Below are 23,895 nucleotides of genomic sequence, written 5' to 3'. Positions count from 1 at the left end.
TACACCGCTATCGCAGGCAAGCCAGCTCCCACAGTTGGAATGCATTTCCCTGGGGGAGCGGGCTTGCTCGCGAAGCTTTAGAAGCTCATGTCCACTTTGGTCCAGAGGGTCCGCCCAGGCTCCTTGATCGCCTGCGGGTCGCTCGCCGGGTAGCCGAAACCGGCGTTGCCGGCCAGGTTCAAGTGCTCGGCGTATGCCTTGCCGAACAGATTGTCGACACCGGTACTGACCTTGAAGTTTTTATTGATTCGATACGCCGCGTTCAGCGAGAACACCCCAAAGCCGCCGCTCTTGTCGTAGTCCTTGCCGACCACATTGCCCTTGTTCGGGTCGATGCGGTGTTGTGCGGCGACCACCCGCCACAGGGCGCCCGCGCTCCAGTCATCTTCGCTGTAGGTGAGCCCCAGGCGCGCGTCCAGCGGTGGCATTTGCGGCAGGGCCTTGCCGTCACTGCTGTTCTTGCCCCAGGCATAGGCAAGGCTGGCGTCGGCTTTCCAGTGGCGTGTCAGCTTGTACGCCGCGCCCAGTTCGCCACCCATGATGCGGGCGTCGACGTTGCGGGCCTGGGAGGTGGTGCCCATCATGCCGGGCCGGTAGTCGAACAGGATGAAGTCCTGCACCCGGCCGATGTAACCCGAGGCCCAGGCTTCAAGGTCTTCGGCTTTGTATTGCGCCCCAACGTCGAGTTGGGTGGTTTTCTCTGGCTTCACGCCGTCGAAGGCATTCACCGAACCGGTCGCGCCGGTGTTGGGGGAGAACAATTCCCAGTAATCCGGGAAACGTTCCGAATGGCCCAGGCCGGCATAGAGCGTAGTGGGGCTGTCGGCCAGGTCGTGTTCATAGCGCGCGAAGCCCGACGGCAAGGTTTCGGCGCGGGTGTCGTCGGCGGTGGGGTTGGCGCGGGTGCTCATGCCGGAGCCGGTGGTCTGCCGATAATCCTTGGCCGAGGCGCGGTCCAGGCGCGCGCCGCTGATCAGGCGGTCGCGCTCGGCGGCATACCAGGTGAGTTCGCCGAATACGCCGTAGTTGTGAAAGTCGGCGTCCTTGGTGCGCGGCAGATCCTTGTAGGTGTCGATGCCCATGCTGCTGCGGGCGCGGTGCTCGTTGGTCTGCGCATCCAGGCCGCCGATCAGTTGCACATCGGCCCAGCGCCAGGTGGCCTTGAGCCGCGCGCCGAGGGTGCGGCGGTCGACGTTGGAAGCCATCGGCCCCGCCATCATGCCGGTGCCTGACGGTGTGCGCAGGCTGTAGTTGTCCATCACATGGTCGGCGTAGTTGTAGTAGACCTGGGCCTCGACCTTGTCCAGCACCTCGCCGAGGTTGGATTTTTCAAAGCGCAGCCCCAGGCTTTCGCGCAGGAACTGCGAACCGTCCATGCCGCGTCCGGCGTAGCGCGCTTCGCCGTCGCCACGGCCGGCGGTGAGTTCCAGCAAGGTGTCGGGGTCAGGGGTGAAACCCACGGCCACATCGCCATTCCATTTGTCGTAACGCGAGGCGACGGTGTCGTTATTGCCGTCCTTGTAATCGTCTGCATGCGCCTGGTTACCGATCACCCGCACGTAGCCCAGCGGCCCGCCGGCGGCGGCATCGATGACCTTGTCGAAGCGCCCGTTGGAACCGGCCAGCACACTGGCGTTGAGCCGCGTACCCAGCTCACCGAAGTGTTCCGGCTTGCGCTCGAACAGGACGGTGCCGGCCGAGGCGCCAGGGCCCCAGAGTACGGTTTGCGGGCCTTTGATCACGGTGAGCTGGTCGTAGGTTTCCGGGGAGATATACGAGGTGGGCGCATCCATGCGCCCGGGGCAGGCGCCGAGCATCATGCTGCCGTTGGTAAGGATATTCAGGCGCGAGCCGAACATGCCGCGCAGCACCGGGTCGCCATTGGTGCCGCCATTGCGCACCAGGGCAAAGCCGGGGATGGTCTTGAGGTAGTCGCCGCCATCGCTGGCGGGCACCGGCTGGCGCGGGTCCTTGGGGTTGGTGACCACGGTCAGCGGCGAGCTGGGGGCGATCGCGGTGATCACGGTGGGGCTTAGTTCATGCGCGTCAGCCCTGGCCTGTGGCGCCAGGAGTACGCCGCATAAAACGGCGAGCACAGGGGTACATCCCAAACGGGTGTCAGCAGAAAACCTGGACATGACAACTTCCATTTATCAATCGTAAACAACACGGCCAGCAGCCTGCGGCTGTCTGTCTAAAGTCGGCCGGGGTGAAGTAACGGTGTCAGTGCTTACGAGGCGATGGGCGGCGCGCGACTGCGGGCGCCGGGGAAGATGCTCTGTTGGGCATGGCCCAGGCGCGTGGCGGGGGTGAGGGTGTTGGCCGGGAGCGGACTGCTCAGGGTGAGCGTTGGAATACCGCCAGGCAGGGCAGGGCAGCTGTAAAGCAGATCGCAATAGCCGCACTTGGACCAGAGGGCGTGGTGTTCGTCAGGCACTTTTTTGTGATGAGCATCGCCGTGTTCCATCGGCATGCTCATCGACATTCCGGCGTGATGGTCCATCGGCATCGCCTGGGAGATCAGCGGACCGATAAAGATCATCAGCATGGCGAACAGGCTGATCCAACTGCCGCGTCTTACGCGCGAATGTGGAGAGAACCTGGCGCGTGGGGCGCCCATCGAGTAACCGCCTACTGGGCGTGCTTATGCGCGTGGGCGGCCATCGGCGGCACCTTTTGTACCGACACCTCCACCTCGAGCTTGCCGGCTTTTTCAAAGGTCAGGGTCAGCGGGAATTGCTTGCCGTCGGCCAACAGGCTGCGGTCTTTGATGCCCAGTAGCATCACGTGGTAAGCCATCGGCGCGAAGGTCAGCTCGCCCTTGGCCGGGACCGCGACACTGGGCACTTGCTGCATCTTCATCAGGTCGCCTTGCATCACGTGCTCATGCAGCTGCGCTGTTTCCGCCAGCGGCGTGTCGGCGCTGAGCAGGCGATCCGGGGTGGCGCCGGTGTTATGAATCACGAAATACGCCGCGACGGTGGGGGCGTTGGGCGGCAATTCCTGGGACCAGGGATCGCTGACCAGCAAGTCGCCGGCCTTGTAGTCTTCGGCATTGGCGGCACTGAACACCGGCAGCAGCAACGCAGCCAGAAGCAGGGAAGATTTGAGCATGGCAGTTCTCCAGAACGGGTCTAAACGCAGTTCACTTGCGAAGCAATCAGGCCGTCGGAGAAGCGCGGGGGTTGAGGCTCGGCCATTGCTGGCGCGGGGTTGGGTTTTGCAGATGGGTTGGCGGCAGGCTCTGCACCGCCGTGAAGCGCGTGACATACAACTGCGGTACATGCCCTGGCAACGCCACCAGCGACGGTGAGCCGGAGCAACACCAGCAGTGCTGCATGGCGGAGTGATCGTCCTGCTGCGGCGCCGGAATCTCCAGCTTGCCCAGGGCTATCGCCTTGAGGCTGGCGCCGTTGGAAGAACAGAAGCTGCCCCACATCAGGCGCTTTACCGGATCGTCCGTCTGCTGCATCGCACTGGCCAGCGGCATGGCAAAGGCGTTGAACAGCACTGCAAGGCAGGCGATCCAGGCAATTGCAAAGCGTTGACGGGCCATGGCGGACAATCCGTAGGGTTAAACGATCAGGCGGGTATTTAGCCTGATCGGGGGGGATAAGTAAAAAAGGGCGGTGTGGTTTGGTGTCGCAGTTGGGTCAGACCGCCGTGGCGTGAAGCTTGAGGCCCAGAGCTTTCATGACTTTCATGATAGTCGCGAATTCGGGATTGCCAGTGCTGGAGAGGGCTTTGTACAGACTTTCTCGTCCGAGGCCGGCGTCGCGGGCTATTTGGGTCATGCCTTGGGCGCGGGCGATATTGTTGAGCGCTGAGCGAATCAGCAATCCGTCACCGGAGTCTTCTTCGAAAGAAGCTTCGAGATACTCCGCCATGTCCTCAGGGGTCGTCAGATGCTCGGCTATGTCGAAATCTTTAAATTGAGTCATGGGTCACTCCTTTTTTTCAAGTTCATCGGCAATTTCTTTAGCGCGCTCGATGTCGCGTTTTTGCGTTGATTTATCGCCACCTATCAACAGTAGGTAAACCACTTCACCTATACGCTTGAAGTACACCCGGTATCCAGGGCCATAGTGGATGCGCATTTCGGATACGCCATTTCCGACGTTCTCGCAGTCTCCAAAATTGCCCATTCCAGCGTTATCCAATCTTGTCAGCACGCGTCCATGGGCGGGTTTACTGCGTAGCGAATAAAGCCACTCCTGAAACTCATCAGATCTCTTGAAGTGAATCATCTCGGATCGTATTCCTTGGGATACATGTTGGCAAGTTGTGACGCGCTGCAAAAGCAGTGCATCCGCATCGCGGGCGCCGGAGCAAAACCGCGAGAGGGAGGTTAGGGCGGGGGCTTTTGGCTGAGCCAGCCAGCTTGTTCGGAAGTGTTTGTAGGGGGATTCGGCTTTTGGTGGTGAAGCCTGATAGGACTGGTTATCCGTATAAATAGAAATTTCCGACAAGTCTTTGAGGTTGTCCCTAGGACGCTCAATCTCTAGTCTCCGTACACCGCTGCAAACTCAGCGGTCGGGCGTCGCGGCTCGTATTGATTAAGTACTGTCTCCTTTCAGTTGACGCTTTTTTATCGTCTACTGTGGGCGCTATGGTGGCTGTGCGCGGGATACCTTCGGGTATGCCGGCTTCCTTAATCTCCGGTCCGCGAACCTGCGCACAGCTGCCACCCCTCATCGCATCGCGGCGATTAGTTGGCAGCTCCACTTAGATTAAGGAATCCACAATGATCAAACCCACCCCAAATCCCCCCATCCGGCTCTTCACCGTAGCTGACGGCATCGGTACCGAAGACCTGCTGGTCAATCTCAGCGAAACACTCGCCTCGGCCAATGCGCTGAGTTGCGATCTTGCGTTTAACCTGGAAGGCCCGAAACGAGAGGAATTGCTCGGCGTTGCGCAGTTGATAGAGCTTGCGCAGTTGCTTGCCGATAGGGTGCAAGAAGGTGCAGGGCAACGCAGTTAGGCAGTGCGATGATCGATCGTTCCTGCGCTGACGCGTGGGAATGATCCTGTGACACGCTTTAAACGTCCCAGCTTGCTTCGCGTATATGATTGAAGTTCACGACATCTACGCAGTGCTGATGAGCGAACCCCGCGACTCTGAGGTCATCCGTCAAAACCAGATAATTATCTTTTGCTGCGGCAACAATGCCGACGTCGGTAAGGCCGTAGGGTGACAGCTCATAATCGCGACTTATATCCAGGGCCGGATTATGAATCTCGATGATTGTTGAAAGTGAGTTTTTTAACGTTGCATAGAAATCGTGCAGCTTGCTCCCATAAATTCCATTTGTCAGGTTGCTGACTTCAGCGAGAATGTGAGGGGTTGAAACAAGCTTTTCGAACTGATCAATTACTTTGAGTAAAAGTTGATAGTCTTCATCGCTGTAACCGCGTGTTCTTTTGAACCCTACAATACTGGAGGTTCCCCCTACCAGTGCCAGAAGTAACAAGTTGGTATCAACTATGATTCCCTTTCTTCGATATTGCTTGATGTAGGTATCTATCATATTTCACGGATCTTCATGGAGCGGAACTCGCCAGTCTCCGCATCAATGATGAAGGTTTTGTATTTTCTTGCAAACATCTCTCCGGAAATGGCTGCGCCTATTCTGTGGAGTTTGTTAGGGTTTGGTACGTTAAATCCCAGTGTTATTGCCCAGGCCTTATTGTTTTGATCCAGCTCTACTTCTTCAAGCATTAAATCGTTCAACACCATTTCTTGTCCGAGAAAGTCATTTGCTGCTGCCTTTGCAACTTTAACGGCTTCTTTAACTTCTATCATGTCAGCTCCTGAATGTAATTGAGTCTGGCTTGAACTGTTCTTGGAGTTTAGCATTTCATGTTGTGGGTTCATCGCCGTCCCTTGAGGTAACAAACAGATTGGATAGAGAGTGGCGGATGATCCTGATCTATCGAATGAAATCTGCCAACGAATCGATTGTTTCTGCGGGCGACAAAAGCTCCCGATCCACCGCAACCAACACCGGCCGCTTCAACACCAATACCGGCACCCCACGCTCCCGCGCGACTTCCAGCTTCGGTTCGGTGGCGGTGCTGCCGCTGTTCTTGCTGATCAGCACATCGATCTGCCGCCGTTCAAACAGCGCACGCTCGTCCTCGATCAGAAACGGCCCACGCGCGCCGATCACTTCACAGCGCTCGTTCCCCGGATAAACATCCAGCGCCCGTAGCGTCCAGAATTGATCGGCGGGGATTTCGTCGAGATGCTGCAACGGCTCGCGGCCCAGGGTGAAGAGGGGGCGCTTGAAGGGTTTCAATGCTTCAATCAACGAGGCCCAATCGCTGACTTCACGCCAATCATCCCCCGCCTGCGGTTGCCACGCCGGGCGGCGCAATGCCCAGCATGGCACACCGCATAACTGCGCCGCCTGGGCCGCGTTCTGGCTGATCTGCGCCGCATACGGATGGGTCGCGTCGAGGATCAAACTGATCCGCTCATTGCGAACAAACTGCGCCAATCCTTCAGCGCCACCATAACCGCCTACACGTACCTGGCAGATGAGATCGGTAGGCACACGCCCCACCCCCGCCAGACTGTAGATATGCTCCGGCCCCAAGGTTCGGGCGATGGCCAGCGCTTCAGTTACGCCACCCAGCAGCAGGATTCTTTTCATAGCGGCTTGACCACTTCCAGCAAGGTGATCGGCAGCGCCTGGCGCCAGGTATCAAACTCCCCCAATGGCTGCGCGTGGGCCACATGAATGCGGGTCAGTTCGCCGCCATGCTGCGCGCGCCAGTTCATCAAGGTCATCTCGCTTTGCAGCGTCACGGCGTTGGCAACCAACCGCCCACCTGGGCGCAGCTGGTGCCAGCAGGTATCGAGCACGCCGTCGCGGGTGACGCCGCCGCCGATGAAGATGGCGTCCGGAGTTTCCAGGCCGTTTAAAACCTGGGGCGCCTTACCGCGAATCAATTGCAGGCCGGGTACGCCGAGGGCGTCGCGGTTGTGTTCGATCAGGCCCTGGCGGCCCGCGTCGGCTTCAATCGCCAGCGCGCGGCACCCCGGGTGCGCACGCATCCACTCGATACCGATGGAACCGCTGCCCGCGCCCACGTCCCACAGCAGCTCGCCGGGCATCGGCGCGAGGCGGGCGAGGGTCATGGCGCGCACGTCGCGTTTGGTCAGTTGGCCGTCGTGCTTGAATGCCGAGTCCGGCAGGCCGGCCAGGCGCGACAGAGGCTGAGTGTCGATAGCCGCCAGGCAGTCGATGGCCACCAGATTCAGATCGGCGACCCGAGCGTGCTGCCAATCCGCAGCCAGACCGTCGAGACGTCGCTCATCCGCGCCGCCCAAATGTTCAAACACCGTCAACCGGCTGGGCCCGAACCCAGACTCAGCCAGCAGCGAGGCAATCGATGCAGGACTGCTGCCGTCATTGCTCAACACCAGCAAACGCAAGCCACTGGCCAGATGCGCAGTGAGCGCCGCCAACGGCCGCGCCACCACGGACAGCGTCACCACGTCCTGCAACGGCCAGCCCAACCGCGCCGCCGCCAGGGATACCGACGACGGTGCCGGCAGAATCAGCAACTCATCGGCCGCGATCTGTCGCGCCAGGCTGGCGCCCACGCCATAGAACATCGGATCGCCGCTGGCCAGCACACACACCGGCGTACCGCGCCGTGCCAGCACCGGCGCCAGTGAAAACGGGCTCGGCCACAGCTCACGCTCGCCCCGAATACACACCGGCAACAAGTCCAACTGGCGCTGTGCACCTATAATCCGCGTGGCGCGCAACAGGGCGTGCCGGGCATTCCTGCCCAGCCCCTTGAAGCCGTCTTCACCGATGCCTACAACCGTCAGCCAGGGCGACATAAACATTCCTTGAACGACATCCGACGGGCAGGCTTTTCATGCCGCCGGACAAAGCAGGCATAATACCGCGCCTTTACCCGTCAACCGGTAGCCCCGTGAACCAGACGCCCGCTGTGAATACCTTGCGCCCCTCGGCTTGTCCGGGGTTGCTGCGTATTGTCCAGGCGTTGGACGGCGGGATTTGCCGGATCAAATTGGCCGGTGGCTCGATTAGCGCCGCCCAGGCCCGCGCGGTCGCGGATGCGGCCCAGGCCTATGCCGGCGGGGTGATCGAGGCGACCAACCGCGCCAATCTGCAGATTCGCGGGATCGGCGCCGAAGAGCACGCGTTGATCGCCCTGCTGCTGGCCGCTGGCCTCGGCCCGAGCAACGCCGCCGGTGACGACGTGCGCAACCTGATGCTCAGCCCCAGCGCCGGTATCGACGAGCAGATGCTGTTCGACACGCGCCCGCTGGCGGACCAGATCCTGGCCTCGCTGCAAAACGTCCCGCGTTTCCATGAGCTGTCGGCCAAGTTCGCCGTGCAATTGGATGGCGGTGAAGCCCTGGCAATGCTCGAGCATCACCATGACCTGTGGCTCTCGGCGTTCGTGCGCAATGGCGAAACGCTGCTCGCGTTCGGTCTGGCGGGTTGCCCGGGCCTGGATGCGCCGTTGGGCGCCGTTCGATTGGAGCAGGGCCACGCGCTGGTAACTGCGGTGCTGGAAGCTTTTCTTGATGTGGCCACGCCGGAACAAACACGCATGCGCCACCTGGTGGTGGATAAGGTGCTGAGCCGCCTGAGCCTGCCGCTGCTGTGCGCGAATGGGTTCAAACGCCCCGCCAGTGGCGCTTCGCTGCACATGGGCACTTATCCACAGCCGCAAAAGAATCAGTTCTATGTCGCGGCCGTTGCGCCCCTGGGCCGCCTGGATTCGACGATGCTCAAGGGCGCCGCCCAGCTCGCCGACGATTATGGCGACGGCACCTTGCGCTTCACGCCTTGGCAAGGCGTGCTGCTGCCCTATGTGGAAAAACCTGGTGTCGTGACCGAACGCCTGGCGCAACTGGGCTTACTCTGCTCCGCCGACCAGCCCCTGGCGCGCATGACCGCCTGCACCGGTTCCAGCGGCTGCGCCAAGGCCTTGGCCGACACCAAGGCCGATGCGGCGCAACTGGCCGCGCTGCACACCGACCACGACGTGCACCTGTCCGGCTGCCCACGCTCCTGCGCCGCCGCGCACATCGCACCGGTCACGTTGCTGGCCGTAAGCCCTGGCCACTACGACCTCTATTTTCGCGAGGCAGCCCAGCCGGGTTTCGGCCGGCTGCACGCGCGCAACCTTTCTATTGAAGCGGCGGGCGCCCTGCTGCGCGCTCGCCCACGGAGCAACACCGATGATTGATTACATCCGCGACGGTCAGGAGATCTATCGCAACTCCTTCGCCATTATTCGCGCGGAAGCCAAGTTGGAGCGTATCCCGGCTGATTTGGAGAAGCTCGCGGTGCGGGTGATCCATGCCTGCGGCATGGTCGACGCCATCGACGGCCTGCAATTTTCCGCAGGTGCGGGCAAGGCCGGGCGCGATGCACTCGCGGCGGGCGCGCCGATTCTGTGCGATGCGCGGATGGTCTCCGAAGGCGTGACCCGTGCGCGGCTGCCGGCCAATAACCCGGTGATCTGCACCTTGCGCGACGACAGCGTGCCCGAGCTGGCGCGGCAACTGGGTAACACCCGTTCCGCCGCCGCGCTGGAGCTGTGGCGCCCGCACCTGGAAGGCAGCGTAGTGGTGATCGGCAACGCACCGACCGCCTTGTTTTACCTGCTCGAAATGCTCGATGCCGGCGCGCCGAAACCGGCGTTGATCCTTGGCTTCCCGGTGGGTTTCGTGGGGGCCGCCGAATCCAAGGCGATGCTCGCCGCCGACAGCCGTGGCGTGCCGTTCGTGATCATGCAGGGCCGCCTGGGCGGCAGCGCGATGGCCGCCGCCGCGGTGAATGCCCTGGCCACGGAGGTCGAGTGATGCACCCACGCGGACGTTTGATCGGCCTGGGCGTGGGCCCCGGCGACCCCGAACTGATCACCCTCAAGGCCCTGCGCCTGCTGCGCGAATCGCCAGTGGTGGCGTACTTCGTGGCCAAGGGCAAGAAGGGCAACGCCTTCGGCATCATTGAGGATCATCTGGTGCCGCAACAAACCCTGATGCCGCTGGTGTACCCGGTGACCACCGAGGCGTTGCCGGCGCCGCTGTCCTACGAGCAGGTGATCAGCGATTTCTACGACACCGCCAGCGTTGGCGTGGCCGCGCATCTGGACGCCGGCCGCGATGTGGCGGTGATCTGTGAAGGCGACCCGTTCTTCTACGGCTCCTACATGTACCTGCATGACCGTTTGGCCGAGCGCTACGACGCGCAGGTTATCCCCGGCGTGTGCTCAATGCTCGGCGGCGCCTCGGTGCTGGGCGCGCCGCTGGTGTATCGCAACCAGAGCCTGTCGGTGCTCTCCGGCGTATTGCCCCACGAAGACCTCAAGCGCCGTTTGGCGGACGCCGACGCAGCCGTGATCATGAAGCTGGGGCGCAATTTCCCGAAAGTGCGCCAGGTGCTCGAAGAACTCGGCCTGGCCGAGCGTGCGCTGTACGTGGAACGCGCGACCATGGCTAACCAGAAGATCGTGCCGCTGGACCAGGTGGAGCCGATGTCGTCGCCGTACTTCTCGCTGATCATCGTGCCTGGCGAACGGTGGCAAGGTTGATGCGTCCGGCGATTGTCATCCTCGGCCAGGGCAGCCTGGCCACTGCGCGCAAGATCCAGCAGCTGTACCCCGGTGCTGCGATCCACGGTTTGGTCGGGCGGGTCGAGGGTGCTGACCACGCTTACATCGAGTTCGGCGCCACGCTGCGTCAGCTCTACCAGCAAGGCACGCCGCTGATTGCCCTGTGTGCCGCCGGCATTGTGATCCGCACGCTGGCGCCGCTGCTGCTGGAAAAGGGCGAAGAGCCCGCTGTGCTCGCCGTGGCCGAAGACGGCAGCGCCGTGGTGCCGCTGCTCGGCGGCCTGGGCGGTGTGAATGTGATGGCGCGTGAGATCGCCGCTGCGCTGGGCGTGGCGGCTGCCATTACCACCAGTGGCGAGTTGCGTTTCGGCACCTGCCTGCTCAACCCGCCCGCGGGTTATGCGTTGGCTGATCTGGAACTGGGCAAGCGCTTTGTCTCGGACTTGCTGGCCGGCGAGAGCGTGCGCATCGAAGGCGTGGCGCCGTGGCTGGAGCAGGCCAACCTGCCGCAGGATCAACAGGCGCGCCTGGCCATTCATGTGGGCAGTGCCAAGCGGGTACCTGCGGCCGACGAATTGTTGATCTATCCGAAGACGGTGTGCGTGGCGTGCAAGCCGGGCGCGCAATTGGCGGAACGTGTGCGGGCCGCGTTGCATGACGCGGGTATCGCCGTGCAATCCCTGGCCTGCCTGCTGGCCAGTGACACGCAGATGGCCGAAGCGTCGTTGCATGAAGCCGCGTTGGAACTGGGCGTGCCGCTGCGTTTCAGTAATCTCGCGCAGGACGCCGATATCGTCGTCAGCGTCGCCGAGCAGCCCTTGGACCTGTCGCAAGTCGGTCGCGCCCGTGGCCGCCTCGCTGTGATCGGCCTGGGCCCGGGCGCCGCCGAATTGAGGGTGCCGGCGGTGAAAGCCGAACTGACGCGTTGCACCGACGTGCTCGGCTACGAAACCTACGTGCGTATGGCCGGGCCGTTTCGCGACGATCAGGTGCAGCACTGCACCGACAACCGTGAAGAGATGCAGCGTGCGCGCCATGCCTTCGAACTGGCGGCCCAGGGCCGTTCGGTGGTGGTGGTGTCGTCCGGCGACCCTGGCGTGTTCGCCATGGCCGCGGCGGTGCTCGAGGCCTTGCATGAGTCCAGCGACCCGGCCTGGCATCAGGTCGACCTGCAGATTCTGCCCGGCGTCTCGGCCTCACTGGCTACAGCGGCCCAGGCCGGTGCTCCGCTGGGGCATGACTTCTGCGTGATGTCGCTGTCGGACAACCTCAAGCCCTGGTCGATTATCGAAAAGCGCCTGGACCTGGCATCCCAGGCCGACCTGGCGCTGGCGTTCTACAACCCGATCTCGCGTTCGCGGCCGTGGCAGTTGGGGCGTGCGCTGGAAATCGTCGCGCTGCATCGCACGCCTGAGACGCCTGTGGTGCTGGGCCGTGATATCGGCCGGCCGGGGCAGACCCTGCGCGTCACCACGCTGGGGCAACTGACGCCGGAGCAGGTGGACATGCGCACCATGGTGCTGATCGGCTCGTCCACCACCTGCACCTTCCCCCGTGCCGGTGGTGGTGAGTGGGTGTACACGCCGCGCTGGTACGGCGAGAAACCCGCCGGCTGAAAGCGGCCCTTCAGGCGCCGGAAAGCTCCGAATGACCCAGGGAATTTCCTGGCGTTGTCCGGGGCTTTTTCTTTTTTTCGCGAAGACTTCTGCACACGTGCCGGCGACCCCGCGTGATCCCTGGGCGCTGCGGTTTGCCGTGCTGCCTCAAGGGATGTTTGTCGTCTGGCAAGTCCGTCGGCGGGTGGACTAGGGTGAACATAAGCCCCGAGTTGGGGTGCTTGTGGAGAGTCAAAATGGAGCGACATCACAGAAGGATCAACAGTACAAAAAGGCGCAAATTGATTGCCGCCTACAAGTTGCCCGGAGCGCCGGGAACGGGTGAGCCTTGCGCGCCGGACAGCGAAGACGACTTCAACGCGGCGGTGGTCAACAACGGCGTGATCTCGTTTGCCGATGGCTTGTCGGGGCTGAACCGGGAATACATCCGCAAGAGCTATCTGCTGGCCAGCAGCTATGTCAGCGATGTGTTGCACATCCAGCGCGGTACCGAGGGTTGGTACGAGGAGTTCATCAAGGTGATGACCGGCTTGGGCTGGCTGCCGGTGCGCAGCCGCTTCGAGCGGGTGTCGCGTTCAGGCAAGGGGCTGACCGTGCAGTCCCAGGTGCTGGGTATCATTGCGGCCCTGCTGGGGTCGACGTCCTTGTCTGCGCCACTGCTGGCGGCTCTGCCCAGGTTGGCGGCCGATGCATTGGAGGCGTTGAAGCAGACACCGGCGACGTTCGAGTTGTTCAAGCGCAACAGCACGGTGCACCAGGGCGCGGATTTCGGCCTGGCGTCCTGTGCCGAGATGGAGGGCGAATTGAAAATGGTGCTGGTGACTTACAGCACCCACAGCGTGAGCAAGCAGGTCGGGTTGCCATTTCTGGAATGGGACAGCTCCTCGTTCGAAGCTTTCAGTGGGCAGACGTGCCTGGTGCTGAACACTTCGCTGATCAACGAAAAGACCCTGCAACTGATGCGCGAGAGCGCAGGTGACAAGGTGCGGCTGGCCATCGCCAAGTACCGGATCTAGGGCACTAGGTAGCCGCGTACGCCGGTAAAGATGATTTGCGCGGCCAGGGCGCACACGAACAACCCCATCAACCGACTGACAATCTGCAAGCCCTGGTCGCCGAGGATGCGCTCGATACGGTTGGACAGGTACAGCACCACGCCGACCGTGAGGCTGGCCAGGGCGATACTGAGGATGGCGGTGAGCTTGTCGTCCCAGTGTGGCTGGCTTACGCCCATCACCAACAGCGCCCCGATGGTGCCGGGGCCGACGGTGAGGGGGATGGTCAGTGGCACGATGGTCACGTCCTGCTGTACGTTGTCGGTCTGCACGGCCGACTTGCCCTGCGCCATGCCCAGCGCGGAGATAAACAGCACGCTGCCGGCGCCGATGCGGAACGCGTCCACGGTGATGCCGAACACACTGAAAATCACCCGGCCGAACAGGTAGAGCAACACGCTCGACACCAGGGTCGCCAGCGCCACTTTCCAGGCCAGGCGCCGCCGCTCTTTGCTGGAGTAGCCACGGGTGAGGCTGATAAAGCAGGACAGCACGAAGAACGGGCTGTAGAGCACGAGCATTTTCAGGTAGACGCTGAATAACACGTGGAGCATGGAGGTGGCTCGCGGCAGGGGAGATGGGTCGAGTCTATCAGGCGAAACCGGTCAAATGTGGGAGCTGGCTTGCCTGCGATAGCCATAGGTATCTACACATTTTTGTAGTGAGCGGGCTTGTCCCGCGCTGGGTGGCGAAGCCGCCCCAATAGAGACACCGCGCAGTTCAGACAAACCCAATCCGCCTGGTTTGGGGCCGCTTCGCAGCCCAGCGCGGGACAAGCCCGCTCACTACAGGGAGATTTGTCAGCCCTCTGAAAATTGTGTAGATACCTATGGCTATCGCAGGCAAGCCAGCTCCCACAGGGGAGAGCATTCCAAGTCAGGAAACAGTGCTGTGCTCTTGCTTCTGCTGACGCTGCGCCACCCAGAACTCCACCAGTTCACGCAACTGCGACAACTCCACCGGCTTGGCCATGTGCCCGTCCATCCCGGCTTGGCGTGCCCGTTCCTTGTGTTCCGACAGGATGTGCGCCGTCAGCGCCACCACCGGCGTGCGAATGCGCTGGTGGCTGACTTCCCAGGCGCGCAATTGCTGCGTCGCCGAGAAGCCATCGAGGATCGGCATTTCGCAGTCCATCAATACCAGGTCATAGCGCTGGGCCTTCATCGCCTCCAGCGCTTCTTCGCCATTGCTGGCGGTGTCCGGGTCGAGGTTGAGTTTGCCGAGCATGCCGCGGATTACTTTGGTGGAAATGCTGTTGTCTTCGGCCACCAGAATACGGAAATCGCTGGGTACGGTGACGGCCGCCGGTGCGCCGGGCAACGCGCGAGGCGCTGTGTTGCCCTTGCTGCGCTGGGTCAGTTCGTCGGCCAAAGTGGTCTTGAGCGTATAACCGGCCACGGGTTTGGCGAGGATGCGTTTGATCCCGCAGTTGCGCGCGATGATCTTGCTCGGCGCATTGCTGATGCCGGTGAGCATGATCAGCAGGATGTCGTGGTTCAGGCTCGGGTCTTCCTTGATCTTCGCGGCCAGTTGCATGCCGGTCATGCCGGGCATGTTCTGGTCCAGCAGGACCACGTCGAAGTAATCACGCAAGTGCGCCTTGGTGCGCAGCAGCGCCAGGGCTTCCTTGCCGGAGGGCACGGCGCTGACGTTGAGGCCCCAGGCCGAGCACTGCTGCACCAGGACTTTGCGGCAGGTGTCGTTGTCGTCCACCACCAGCACCCGGGCGCCTTTGAGCGGGCCGTCGAGATCGGAGGTCGGATGCTCCAGGCGTTCCGGGTCCAGCGGCAGGGTCAGCCACAGGGTGCTGCCCTGATGGCTGCCGCTCTTGATCCCGAACTCGCCGTTCATCAACAGGATCAACTGGCGGGCGATGACCAGGCCCAGGTGACCGTTCAAGCGGGTGGCCGAGAAGAAGTTCTTGCTGTGCAATTCGCTGTGCAGCAGGGCGTCGCGCTCGGCCGCTTCCATCGGCAGGCCGCTGTCTTGTACGGCAATGCGCAGGCGCGGCTGGGTGCTGCGGTCGTCCAGGGCAACCACGATCAGCACTTCGCCTTCATCGGTTTTTTGCAGGGCGTTCTCCAGCAGGCTCAACATGGCCTGGCGCAGGCGCGTCGGGTCGCCGCTGATCACGCGCGGTACCTGGGGCTGGATAAAGCTGATCAGTTCGACGTTTTGCTGTTCGGCCTTGGCGCGGAAGATGCTCAGGCAGTCCTCGATCAGCGCATTAAGGTCGAACTGCACGTCATCCAACTCGATCTGGCCGGATTCCAGCTTGGAGATATCGAGAATTTCGTTGATCAGGGTAAGCAGCTCATTGCCCGCACTGTGGATGGTCTGCACGTAGTCGCGCTGTTTCACCGACAGCGGGGTACCCAGCAGCAGCTCGGTCATGCCCAGCACGCCATTCATGGGGGTACGGATTTCGTGGCTGATCTTGGCCAGGAACTCCGCCTTGGCGGCGATTTCGGCGTTGCTCGCCGCCAGGTCGCGGCTGAGGCTGAATCGCGCCTCGACCAGCGCACGTTGGCGCTCGCCCAACGCCAGGCTCATCAACAGGCCGCTGAGGCAGATAAATGCCAGCAGCGTGACGATCAGGCCCTGGGGCGACACCATCGTCAGGCCCAGCAGCGCCGGCAGGATGATCAGCGTACCGATGTTGAACACCACCATCGCCGCCACGAACAGGCGGGCCGGGCGATAGCCCTGCTGCCAGTGATAGGCCGAGACAAACAGCATGCTCAAGCCGGCCAGGGCCACCAGGACGTAGGTAATGATGTTCAGGGGCAGGGTGTTGACGAATAACAGGAGCAGGCCGCACAACACGATGAACAATATGTCGGCCATCAGCAGCTTGTTCAGGGGATGCGGGCCCAGGGGCATGAAGAAGCGGTAGGCAAACATCAGCCCGCACGGCGCGGTCAGCAGCAACGCCAGGTAGGCGCCGGGGGCCTGGACCGCGTGCCAGTTCGGCAACCATGGGCCCACCAGGTTCAGCAGCAGTGCCAGGCTGAGCATCAACAACACTTCGCAGGCCGCCAACCATAGGCTGCTGCGCGAGCGGTGATAGGCGAAGCGTGTGAGGTTGTGCAGGATCAGCATCAGCAGGCAACCGAACAGCAGCCCGTAGATCAGCGTCTGGGTCTGGTCGGCCGCGGCGAGCACGGCCGGCTCCAGGGTGATGTAGGGGCGCAGTTCGTGTTCCGACACCAGGCGCAGGTAGACGTCGAGCGGCTTCTGGCTCTGGGGCATCGGCAGCATGAAGTCACTGCTGGGCAGTGGTCGCTCAGCCTGCGGTTGGCGCGTGCCGGTGCTCTGTTGTTCCACCAGAGCATCGCCGTCCAGTACATAGAGGCTCAGGTGCGACAGGTCCGGGGCGAATACCCGCAGCACTTGTTCGTGCTTGCCGGGTTGCAGCTTGAAACGCACCCACAACGCACCGTCCGGCGGCGCGGCGGTAATGCGGTCCAGTTCGATGGGGCTGAATTGATTGGTGTAGCGCGAGGAACGGATATCGCTCAGTTGCAGGTCAGCCTGTTCATCAAGCAATACTGCCCAGCCACTGCCTTGCGCCGCGGCCTGGGCCGGGAACAAACAGAGCAGTGTCAGCAGGCTGACAGTAAAACCTATGGCGATCCTGAGCCAGCGCACGGCGAAATCCCTTCGTAGGTTGATGCACGCGTTAACTATGCGCGGGGAGGCCTGCATACGGCAAGGGCCACGGGCCCCTGCCTAGCCGAACGGATAGTACTGACGCCGACGGATCAGCTGTTTTCGCCACGTTCACGGGCAATGGCGCGGTAGCCGATGTCCTTGCGGTAGAAACAGCCTTGCCAATCGATCTTCGCGGCCAGTTTGTACGCCTGTTGCTGCGCGGCGTCGACACTGGCGCCCATGGCGGTGGCGCACAGCACACGACCACCGGCGGTCACGACCTGGCCATCCTTGAGCGCGGTGCCCGCATGGAACACCTTGCCTTCCAGCTTGGCGGCGGCGTCGAGGCCGTCAATGACGTCACCCTTGGCGTAGTCCGCCGGGTAGCCACCGGCCGCCAGCACAATGCCGACGCTTGGGCGTGGATCCCACTGCGCTTCAACCTTGTCCAGGGCCTGGGCCAGCGCGGCTTCCACCAGCAGCACCAGGCTCGATTGCAGACGCAGCATCACCGGTTGGGTTTCCGGATCGCCGAAGCGGCAGTTGAACTCGATGACTTTCGGGTTGCCGGCTTTGTCGATCATCAGGCCGGCGTACAGGAAACCGGTGTACACATTGCCTTCGTCGGCCATGCCACGCACGGTCGGCCAGATCACCAGGTCCATTACGCGCTGGTGCACCTGGGCGGTGACGACCGGGGCAGGGGAGTAGGCACCCATGCCGCCGGTGTTGGGGCCGGTGTCGCCGTCGCCGACGCGTTTATGGTCCTGGCTGGTGGCCATCGGCAAGACGTTCTTGCCGTCGACCATTACGATAAAGCTGGCTTCTTCGCCGTCGAGGAACTCCTCGATCACCACGCGCGAACCGGCGTCACCAAAGGCGTTGCCGGCGAGCATGTCGCGCACGGCGTCTTCGGCTTCCTGCAGGGTCATCGCCACGATCACGCCTTTGCCGGCGGCCAGGCCATCGGCCTTGATCACGATCGGCGCACCTTTTTCACGCAGGTAAGCCAGGGCCGGCTCGATTTCGGTGAAGTTCTGGTAGTCGGCGGTCGGGATCTTGTGGCGGGCCAGGAAATCCTTGGTGAATGCCTTGGAACCTTCGAGCTGGGCAGCGCCGGCGGTGGGGCCGAAGCAGTCCAGGCCACGGCTGCGGAACAGGTCCACCACGCCGGCAACCAGCGGGACTTCGGGACCGACGATGGTCAGGGAGACATTCTTCTCGGCGAAATCGGCCAACTGCTCGAGAGCCAGTACGTCGATGGCAACGTTCTCGCATTTGGCTTCAATGGCGGTACCGGCGTTGCCGGGAGCGACGAAGACTTTCTGGACGCGCGGGTCCTGGGCAACTTTCCAGGCCAGGGCGTGTTCACGGCCACCGCTGCCAATGATCAAAACATTCATTTCAAAAACCTCGGATGACGCAATTCTTGGAAACACTGCGGGCTGCTTTTTTGTGGGAGCTGGCTTGCCTGCGATGCTGGCGCCTCGGTGTATCTGGTGCACCGAGGTGATGCTATCGCAGGCAAGCCAGCTCCCACATAAAGCCAGCGCCCATCAGGCCATGTTGGATCAGTGACGGAAGTGGCGCATGCCGGTGAAGACCATGGCGATGCCGGCTTCATCAGCGGCGGCAATCACTTCGGCGTCACGCATCGAACCACCCGGCTGGATCACGGCGGTCACGCCTGCTTTCGCGGCGTTGTCCAGGCCATCGCGGAACGGGAAGAACGCATCGGACGCCATCACCGAACCCGCCACCTGCAAGCCGGCGTGCTCAGCCTTGATCGCAGCGATACGCGCCGAGTTCACGCGGCTCATCTGGCCGGCGCCGACACCGATGGTCTGGCGGTTCTTGGCGTAGACGATGGCGTTGGATTTGACGTACTTGGCCACTTTCCAGGCGAAGATCAGGTCGTTGATCTCTTGCTCGGTCGGCGCGCGCTTGGTCACAACTGTAAGGTCGTCGCTGCCGATCATGCCGATGTCGCGGCTCTGTACCAGCAGGCCGCCGTTGACGCGCTTGTAGTCCCAGGCAGTCGCGCGGTCGGCCGACCACTCGCCGCAGGCCAGCAGGCGCACATTGGCCTTGGCGGCGACGATGGCGCGGGCCTCTTCGCTGACGCTTGGCGCGATGATCACTTCGACGAACTGACGCTCGACGATCGCCTTGGCGGTCTCGGCATCCAGTTCACGGTTGAAGGCGATGATGCCGCCAAAGGCCGATTCAGTGTCAGTGGCGTAGGCCAATTCGTACGCCTGGCGGATACCGCCTTCTGCGTCCGGGCTCACGGCGACGCCGCACGGGTTGGCGTGCTTGACGATGACGCAGGCCGGCTTGACGAAGCTCTTCACACATTCCAGCGCGGCGTCGGTGTCGGCGACGTTGTTGTAGGACAGCTCCTTGCCTTGCAGTTGGGTCGCGGTGGCGATGCCGACTTCGGCCGGTTTTGCTTCAACGTAGAACGCCGCGCTCTGGTGCGGGTTCTCGCCGTAGCGCATTTCCTGGGCCTTGATGAACTGGCTGTTGAAGGTGCGCGGGAACTGGCTGCGGCCTTCTGTCGAGAGTGTTTCAGCGGCCTGGTTCACGGTGCCCATGTAGTTGGCGATCATGCCGTCGTAGGCGGCGGTGTGTTCGAACGCCTTGAGCATCAGGTCGAAACGCTGGGCGTAGGTCAAGCCACCGGCTTTCAGGCTTTCGAGCACCTGGGCGTAGTCGCTGGCGTTGACCACGATGGCCACGTCCTTGTGGTTCTTGGCCGCCGAGCGAACCATGGTCGGGCCGCCGATATCGATATTTTCGATCGCGGTCGGCAAGTCGCAGCCTGGTTTGTTGATGGTGGCTTCGAACGGGTAGAGGTTGACGGCCACCAGGTCGATCGGCTTGATGCCGTGCTCGCTCATGATCGCGTCGTCGATGCCGCGACGGCCGAGGATGCCGCCGTGGATTTTCGGGTGCAGGGTCTTGACCCGACCGTCCATCATTTCTGCGAAACCGGTGTAGTCCGCCACTTCCACTGCGGCCACGCCGTTGTCCTGCAGCAGTTTGAAGGTCCCGCCCGTGGAAAGGATTTCCACGCCCAGGGCTTCCAGCTCCCGGGCGAATTCGAGGATCCCGGTCTTGTCGGAAACACTGATCAAGGCGCGGCGGATCGGCAGGCGGGTAGTCTGGTCGGTCATTTCAATTTCCATCAAAAGCTAAGGAGTCAGCAAAAAAGGCGACCGTTTTTACGCGGGCGCCTTTCTGGTTTGATTGAATGCTTACAGCAAATCGTATTGCTTGAGCTTTTTGCGCAAGGTGCCACGGTTAAGGCCCAGCAGCTCACTGGCTTTGGTCTGGTTGCCCTTGACGTAGTTCATCACGCTTTCGAGCAAGGGAGCCTCGACTTCGGAGAGCACCAGGTTGTACACGTCCGTGACGGAAGCGCCCTCGAGGTGGGCGAAATAATTGTGCAGCGCCTTCTCGACACTCCCGCGAAGGGTCTGGCCTTCTTCGCTCGGCGTGTTGAGGTGCTGTTTCAAATTGACGTTGTCGCTCACGGGCGTTGTTCCACTCACTAAAGTCTCGGTCATCATCGTCATGCGGCCACCCCTTTTCCGTCCCCTGGTCCCAGGCTCTTGTCTCGTTCGGCAAAGAACTCACGAACGGCGGTGACCTGTGCTTGCGTTTCATCCAAACGATTGAACCCGGCGCGAAACTCCCTGGCGCCCGGCAGCGTTGCCAGATACCAACCCACATGCTTGCGCGCGATGCGCACGCCCATCACCTCTCCGTAGAAGGTGTGAAGGGCAGCCAGATGCTCTAGCAGAATACGTTCCACCTCGACCAGCTCCGGCGACGGCAATATTTGGCCAGTACGCAGAAAGTGCTCGATCTCACGAAAAATCCACGGACGCCCTTGAGCGGCCCGGCCAATCAACAAGCCATCGGCACCGGTTGCGTCCAGCACGCGCCGGGCTTTCTGGGCTGAATCGATGTCGCCATTGGCAAAGACCGGCATCGACACCGCCTGCTTGATGGCGGCAATGGTGTCGTACTCGGCCTCGCCTGTGTAAAGGTCGGCGCGGGTGCGGCCGTGCACCGCAAGCGCTGTAATGCCTGCCTGTTCGGCGATCTTCGCCACCGTCAGGCCGTTCTTGTTGTCCCGGTCCCATCCGGTACGAATCTTCAGGGTGACCGGCACATCCACTGCGGCGACAACGGCCTGCAGGATCTCGGCAACCAACTGCTCATCTTTCAACAGCGCGGAACCGGCGGCCTTGTTGCAGACCTTCTTGGCCGGGCAGCCCATGTTGATGTCGATGATCTGTGCCCCCAACTCCACGTTGGCCCGGGCCGCATCCGCCAGCATTTGTGCATCTCCACCGGCGATCTGTACCGAGCGTGGCTCGGGATCACCTTCGTGGATCATGCGCATCCGCGATTTGCGGGTGTTCCACAGGCTCATGTCGCTGGTGACCATTTCCGAGACTACTAGACCCGCGCCCAAACGTTTGCACAGCTGACGAAAGGGCTGGTCGGTAACCCCCGCCATCGGGGCGAGAATCAAGCCATTGTGCAATGTGTATGGGCCGATGCGTACCGCCGACATAGGACTTCCCTGTTGTGGGGCCGGATCATTAGAGTTCGAAAAAGGGTTGGCATGATACCCGCTCTCGATGACTGGATAAAGGCTGAATTGGATAAAATCTGAACAGTTATTTTTTATCGCCAGCGGTTTGGTTGCGCGCGGGGAAGTCAATAACCTGCCGTCAAACCCCCGCGCATCAACCGCTTCACTCAGGCGAATGGAAGCTCAGGCTGTAATTCACGGCTTTGTTGCCTGGGTCGAGGATATCCAGGGAAATATGGATCGGTACCTGCGATGGCATTTCGCTGACGCCGGCCAACTCGCCGCTGAGGTATTCGGCGGGTTTGAAGCGGCGGCTGGCGATCAGGCCGCCGTTCAGGTCGGCAAAGCGCAGCTCCAGCAGCGGGAAGGGCTGGGAAAAGGTCGCGCGGTTATAGAGGATCGCGTCCACCACCAGCGCCCCGGCGAAATCCGGGTGGCTGCGCACCACCAGATTGCTGCTCTTGATATGGGCGATATCGACCCGCGACGGCACGGTACAGCCCAGTGTGGGGCACAGTTGCTGGAACCACGGGCGATAGGCGTCCTGGCGGGCCAGGTCGTCGAATTGGTAGGCAATATATTGGCCGGCCAGGCCGGCGGCGGCGATCAGTACCAGCAACAGCCAGACCAGGCGACGGCCCAGGCTGGCCGGACGCTTTTGCGCGTAGAGATGCAGTGGGTCGTCTTCGAGGTCCAGCAACTGGTCGTCGTGCACACTCGCTTCGGCGCGCGGACGCTTGCGACTGGGTTTTGGGCGTGCTTCGGGTTCAACGTCATCGGCCGATTGGGTCAATGGCGTGAACGGCGGATCAATGTGGTCGTCATCTGGCATCGAATGCAAGGGCGGCTCATCGTCGATGTCGTCGGCGTGCAGCGACATGGATGGCTCGGTGCGCTGCCGGGTCGCGGCGATGTGCGGCGGTTCGGGTTCGCTTTCAGGGGCCTGGAAGCGCTCCTCGGGCGGTTCGCTGAACAGGCTGGCGGCCCATTTTTCTTCTTCGGCCTTAACCGTGTCGCGGCTGGCGCTGAAGGATTCGTCCCTGTGTCGCCGGTCGGTGCCGGGCTGGCGACGTTCTGTGCCGGCGGGCAACGTGTGCTGGATCTCGCGGCGTTCCAGCTTGGCGAGTTCTTCGTCCAGGTCCAGGGCGTCCAGATCCAGCTCCTGGGCGGTCCACTGTTTCTGGCTGATTGCCCGCACCGGTTCAGGCGCCGTCTCGACCGGCACGCCCGGTTCCGGCGCAGGCGCTTGGCCGCGTTGCTGCAGCAACTGGCGCGCCGCATTGAACACTTGCAGGCACGAGCCGCAGCGAACCACGCCGCGAGCCACGCTCAATTGAGCGTGGTTGACGCGAAAGCGTGCTTGGCAATGCGGGCACTGGGTGACGAAACTGTCGGTCATGCGGCCATCCGATTCAGGCAAGCGCTCATTCTAGCGCCGACGACCGCTGATGCGTACCCAGCCATCACGGTTGGCGATCGGATCCAGCGCAAAATCCTTGGCATAGGCCGCGGCGACGTCTTCGCCCTGCTCGGCAAGGATGCCCGACAGCGCCAGGCGGCCGCCCGGCTTGACCAGGCTCGACAGCTGCGGCGCCAGGGACACGAGCGGGCCGGCGAGGATATTGGCCACCAGCACATCGGCCTGTACCTGCGGCAAATCCTGCGGCAGGTAAAGTGGGAATTTGCCTTCAGGAATGTGGTTGCGCCCGGCGTTATCGCGGGAAGCTTCCAGCGCCTGCACGTCGATATCGGTGCCGACGGCTTCCTTGGCGCCCAGCAGCAGGGCGGCAATCGCCAGGATTCCCGAGCCGCAGCCGAAGTCCAGCACGTGGCTGTCGGTCAGGTCCTGGCCGTCCAGCCATTCCAGGCACAGCGCGGTGGTGGGGTGCGTGCCGGTGCCGAACGCCAGGCCGGGGTCCAGCAGCAGGTTGACGGCGTCAGGTTCCGGCGCCGCGTGCCAGCTCGGTACGATCCACAGGCGCTGGCCAAAACGCATGGGCTGGAAATTATCCATCCAGCTGCGTTCCCAGTCCTGGTCTTCGATCACTTCGCTGTGATGCTCCGGCAGCGGGCCGCCGGTCAGTAATTCCATGTGGGCAAGCACGGCGGCATCATCGGTGCCGTCTTCGAACAGGGCCAGCAAATGGGTGTGGGACCATAGTGGCGTGGTGTTGAGTTCCGGTTCGAAGATCGGTTGGTCTTCGGCGTCCATGAAGGTGACCGAGACAGCGCCCACCTCGAGGAAAGCGTCTTCATAGGTTTCGGCTTGTTCTGGGCTGATGGCGAGACGGACTTGCAGCCAAGGCATGGCGGGCACCTTTGAAAAAATGAATGTGCGGCG

At 62.2% G+C, this 23,895-nt stretch carries 24 protein-coding genes; 6 read left to right on the top strand and 18 right to left on the bottom strand.

The window, feature by feature from the left end:
- Window positions 1-77: 77 nt before the first annotated feature.
- The 6 genes from BLL36_RS26295 to BLL36_RS26270 form a co-directional block, all read right to left on the bottom strand.
- Window positions 78-2,138, bottom strand: coding sequence for a TonB-dependent copper receptor (locus tag BLL36_RS26295; RefSeq protein WP_076954524.1), 2,061 nt, complete (start codon window positions 2,136-2,138; stop codon window positions 78-80).
- Window positions 2,139-2,230: 92 nt separating this feature from the next.
- The gene (locus BLL36_RS26290; protein ID WP_076954523.1) at window positions 2,231-2,620 is read right to left on the bottom strand and encodes a DUF2946 domain-containing protein; all 390 of its coding nucleotides are present in this window, start codon (window positions 2,618-2,620) and stop codon (window positions 2,231-2,233) included.
- An 11-nt stretch (window positions 2,621-2,631) separates the two neighbouring features.
- Window positions 2,632-3,114, bottom strand: a complete 483-nt coding sequence (locus tag BLL36_RS26285) for a copper chaperone PCu(A)C (RefSeq protein ID WP_076954522.1) — start codon at window positions 3,112-3,114, stop codon at window positions 2,632-2,634.
- A gap of 46 nt (window positions 3,115-3,160) precedes the next feature.
- A complete protein-coding gene (locus tag BLL36_RS26280; protein ID WP_076954521.1) occupies window positions 3,161-3,556 on the bottom strand; it encodes a DUF2946 domain-containing protein in 396 nt (131 codons plus the stop codon).
- A 97-nt stretch (window positions 3,557-3,653) separates the two neighbouring features.
- The gene (locus BLL36_RS26275) at window positions 3,654-3,941 is read right to left on the bottom strand and encodes an addiction module antidote protein (RefSeq protein ID WP_076954520.1); all 288 of its coding nucleotides are present in this window, start codon (window positions 3,939-3,941) and stop codon (window positions 3,654-3,656) included.
- A 3-nt stretch (window positions 3,942-3,944) separates the two neighbouring features.
- Window positions 3,945-4,247 carry a type II toxin-antitoxin system RelE/ParE family toxin gene (locus BLL36_RS26270; RefSeq protein WP_076954519.1) on the bottom strand — a complete coding sequence of 101 codons (303 nt, stop codon included), beginning with the start codon at window positions 4,245-4,247 and terminating at the stop codon, window positions 3,945-3,947.
- Window positions 4,248-4,744: 497 nt separating this feature from the next.
- On the opposite strand from BLL36_RS26270, the gene BLL36_RS26265 reads away from it, so the two are divergent.
- Complete coding sequence (locus BLL36_RS26265) at window positions 4,745-4,984, top strand: DUF6124 family protein (RefSeq protein WP_076954518.1); 240 nt, start codon at window positions 4,745-4,747, stop codon at window positions 4,982-4,984.
- A gap of 58 nt (window positions 4,985-5,042) precedes the next feature.
- Here the strand turns inward: BLL36_RS26265 and BLL36_RS26260 are convergent, their stop codons facing one another.
- The 4 genes from BLL36_RS26260 to cbiE all read right to left on the bottom strand — a co-directional run bounded on the left by BLL36_RS26260 (window position 5,043) and on the right by cbiE (window position 7,861).
- Window positions 5,043-5,531 carry a PIN domain-containing protein gene (locus BLL36_RS26260; protein ID WP_076954517.1) on the bottom strand — a complete coding sequence of 163 codons (489 nt, stop codon included), beginning with the start codon at window positions 5,529-5,531 and terminating at the stop codon, window positions 5,043-5,045.
- Window positions 5,528-5,806, bottom strand: coding sequence for a hypothetical protein (locus tag BLL36_RS26255; protein WP_076954516.1), 279 nt, complete (start codon window positions 5,804-5,806; stop codon window positions 5,528-5,530). The genes BLL36_RS26260 and BLL36_RS26255 overlap by 4 nt, the downstream gene beginning before the upstream one ends.
- A gap of 127 nt (window positions 5,807-5,933) precedes the next feature.
- Window positions 5,934-6,659 (bottom strand): cobalt-precorrin-6A reductase, encoded by a 726-nt coding sequence (locus BLL36_RS26250; RefSeq protein ID WP_076954515.1) that lies wholly within the window; start codon window positions 6,657-6,659, stop codon window positions 5,934-5,936.
- Window positions 6,656-7,861 (bottom strand): precorrin-6y C5,15-methyltransferase (decarboxylating) subunit CbiE, encoded by a 1,206-nt coding sequence (gene cbiE, locus BLL36_RS26245; RefSeq protein ID WP_076954514.1) that lies wholly within the window; start codon window positions 7,859-7,861, stop codon window positions 6,656-6,658. The genes BLL36_RS26250 and cbiE overlap by 4 nt, the downstream gene beginning before the upstream one ends.
- Window positions 7,862-7,899: 38 nt before the next feature.
- Between cbiE and cobG the strand changes: the two genes are divergently transcribed.
- The 5 genes from cobG (at window position 7,900) to BLL36_RS26220 (ending at window position 13,249) form a co-directional block, all read left to right on the top strand.
- A complete protein-coding gene (gene cobG, locus BLL36_RS26240) occupies window positions 7,900-9,246 on the top strand; it encodes a precorrin-3B synthase (protein ID WP_076954513.1) in 1,347 nt (448 codons plus the stop codon).
- Entirely contained in the window at window positions 9,239-9,865 is a 627-nt protein-coding gene (locus BLL36_RS26235; protein WP_076954512.1) for a precorrin-8X methylmutase, read from the top strand. Before cobG ends, BLL36_RS26235 begins: the two co-directional genes overlap by 8 nt.
- Window positions 9,865-10,596, top strand: coding sequence for a precorrin-2 C(20)-methyltransferase (locus tag BLL36_RS26230; protein ID WP_076954511.1), 732 nt, complete (start codon window positions 9,865-9,867; stop codon window positions 10,594-10,596). Before BLL36_RS26235 ends, BLL36_RS26230 begins: the two co-directional genes overlap by 1 nt.
- Window positions 10,596-12,233 (top strand): precorrin-3B C(17)-methyltransferase, encoded by a 1,638-nt coding sequence (cobJ, locus tag BLL36_RS26225; protein WP_076954510.1) that lies wholly within the window; start codon window positions 10,596-10,598, stop codon window positions 12,231-12,233. The genes BLL36_RS26230 and cobJ overlap by 1 nt, the downstream gene beginning before the upstream one ends.
- 236 nt (window positions 12,234-12,469) lie before the next feature.
- Window positions 12,470-13,249 (top strand): hypothetical protein, encoded by a 780-nt coding sequence (locus BLL36_RS26220; protein ID WP_076954509.1) that lies wholly within the window; start codon window positions 12,470-12,472, stop codon window positions 13,247-13,249.
- Here BLL36_RS26220 and BLL36_RS26215 read toward each other — a convergent pair.
- The 8 genes from BLL36_RS26215 to prmA all read right to left on the bottom strand — a co-directional run bounded on the left by BLL36_RS26215 (window position 13,246) and on the right by prmA (window position 23,862).
- Window positions 13,246-13,842, bottom strand: coding sequence for a MarC family protein (locus BLL36_RS26215; RefSeq protein ID WP_003171467.1), 597 nt, complete (start codon window positions 13,840-13,842; stop codon window positions 13,246-13,248). The genes BLL36_RS26220 and BLL36_RS26215 overlap by 4 nt on opposite strands.
- A gap of 322 nt (window positions 13,843-14,164) precedes the next feature.
- Window positions 14,165-16,939, bottom strand: coding sequence for a hybrid sensor histidine kinase/response regulator (locus tag BLL36_RS26210; RefSeq protein WP_076954508.1), 2,775 nt, complete (start codon window positions 16,937-16,939; stop codon window positions 14,165-14,167).
- A gap of 113 nt (window positions 16,940-17,052) precedes the next feature.
- Window positions 17,053-18,345 (bottom strand): phosphoribosylamine--glycine ligase, encoded by a 1,293-nt coding sequence (gene purD / locus BLL36_RS26205; protein WP_076954507.1) that lies wholly within the window; start codon window positions 18,343-18,345, stop codon window positions 17,053-17,055.
- A 168-nt stretch (window positions 18,346-18,513) separates the two neighbouring features.
- Complete coding sequence (purH, locus tag BLL36_RS26200; protein WP_076954506.1) at window positions 18,514-20,121, bottom strand: bifunctional phosphoribosylaminoimidazolecarboxamide formyltransferase/IMP cyclohydrolase; 1,608 nt, start codon at window positions 20,119-20,121, stop codon at window positions 18,514-18,516.
- 81 nt (window positions 20,122-20,202) lie between these two features.
- Window positions 20,203-20,523: a DNA-binding transcriptional regulator Fis gene (fis, locus tag BLL36_RS26195; protein WP_002555375.1), complete on the bottom strand. Its 321-nt coding sequence runs from the start codon at window positions 20,521-20,523 to the stop codon at window positions 20,203-20,205.
- Entirely contained in the window at window positions 20,520-21,533 is a 1,014-nt protein-coding gene (dusB, locus tag BLL36_RS26190) for a tRNA dihydrouridine synthase DusB (RefSeq protein ID WP_076954505.1), read from the bottom strand. The genes fis and dusB overlap by 4 nt, the downstream gene beginning before the upstream one ends.
- Window positions 21,534-21,717: 184 nt before the next feature.
- Window positions 21,718-22,953, bottom strand: coding sequence for a DUF3426 domain-containing protein (locus BLL36_RS26185; RefSeq protein WP_076954504.1), 1,236 nt, complete (start codon window positions 22,951-22,953; stop codon window positions 21,718-21,720).
- 30 nt (window positions 22,954-22,983) lie between these two features.
- Window positions 22,984-23,862: a 50S ribosomal protein L11 methyltransferase gene (gene prmA, locus BLL36_RS26180; RefSeq protein WP_076954503.1), complete on the bottom strand. Its 879-nt coding sequence runs from the start codon at window positions 23,860-23,862 to the stop codon at window positions 22,984-22,986.
- Window positions 23,863-23,895 lie beyond the last annotated feature (33 nt).

Source organism: Pseudomonas cedrina subsp. cedrina (assembly GCF_001983175.1).
GTDB lineage: Bacteria > Pseudomonadota > Gammaproteobacteria > Pseudomonadales > Pseudomonadaceae > Aquipseudomonas > Aquipseudomonas cedrina.
The sequence above is the reverse complement of the archived record's forward strand: the minus strand, read 5'-3'. Positions and strand labels throughout refer to the sequence as shown.